Origin of the sequence: Streptomyces sp. NPDC058373 (genome assembly GCF_042723275.1) — a bacterium.
GTDB lineage: Bacteria > Actinomycetota > Actinomycetes > Streptomycetales > Streptomycetaceae > Streptomyces.
In genome coordinates, this window is sequence record NZ_JBHXJE010000105.1 from 1 (window position 1) to 1,130 (window position 1,130).

A 1,130-nucleotide genomic window follows, 5' to 3' on the forward strand; every position below is an offset into this window, starting at 1 on the left:
AGCGTCAGTTCCCGAGTCCGCACTTTCGCCCCCACCGGGAGTCTTCACGTGAACCGCCGAACGTTGCCCGTCCTCACCGCGCTCGCCACGGCGACAGCGCTTCTCCTCACCGGCTGCGGAGGGGATTCCTCCTCGCCGGACGACGAGATCGCGGGGGCGGGGGAGAGCTCGGCGAAGGCTTCGCCGTCACCGAGCAAGGGGGAAACGGCGGCGGACAAGCTCGATCGCCCCGAAATGAAGTTCCCCGATGACTTCAGGATCACCTTCGACTGGGAGAAGCCGAGTGATCCTGACGGGGCGGCCGCGCTCGGTGACGCGGAGAACTACGTGAAGGCCATTCATTATGGGATCACCGAGCAGGACCCGGAGAGCGCCGCGTACAAGTTCTACATCGAGCCCATGAGTCAGGCCCACACATACGCGAAGGACCAGATTCAGCAGTATGTGGACGGTGGATGGAGCCTGATGGGTGAGCTCCGGAACTCGGACGCGAAGGTGGTGAAGGGCAAAGCCGCGCGGACCCAGGTCGTGACGTTCTGCCGGGACGAGTCCAAGGCGTTCGGCAAGGATGTCAAGACCGGCAAGAAGGTGGACGGTGGCGGTGGCAACCCGAACGACTCGCACTACGCCGTCACCCTGGTCATGCGTGAGTCGAAGTCGATCGACGGCTACTGGAAGGCCGTCTCCATCGACGGGGTGAAGGGAGCGCAGGAGTGCGTCTGACCCCGAGGACCTGCGGATTCGTCATCGGTGCCACGGCCCTGACGCTCGCAGCTACGGCAGTGCCTGCCGTAGCTGACCTGCCAGGTGAGACGTTCCCGGGCGGTGGTCAGAAGGGGGACGACGTCTACGCCAAGGTGGAGGTGATCAAATACGACACCTCCAAGAACGGAAGCGGGCCGTCAGCGGGTGCCGTTGCGGCTGTCCCGTCGGACTGGACCCCGCCCCCGTGCTGGTACGCGCCGAAGTGGACACCGAGCGAGCTTCGCGATTATTACCAGCGGAACTACGAGGCGATCGTCCACGACCCGGGTATGCCGCCGGACGCGCGCAATGAATGGAACGAGGAGCGGCGCAACTACATCGACGGGGATTACAAGGACTTCAACGAGGAGAAGAAGGACGAGGGG

At 64.3% G+C, this 1,130-nt stretch carries 1 protein-coding gene and 1 pseudogene; both read left to right on the plus strand.

All coding sequences use genetic code 11. The annotated features are described in order from the left end of the window. The coding region (locus tag ACFWMZ_RS28230) for a hypothetical protein (protein WP_383205007.1) at nucleotides 1-723 on the plus strand (723 nt) is incomplete at its 5' end. After that, nucleotides 714-1,130: pseudogene (locus ACFWMZ_RS28235) on the plus strand (hypothetical protein); the annotation flags it as partial. The gene ACFWMZ_RS28230 and the pseudogene ACFWMZ_RS28235, both read left to right, overlap by 10 nt.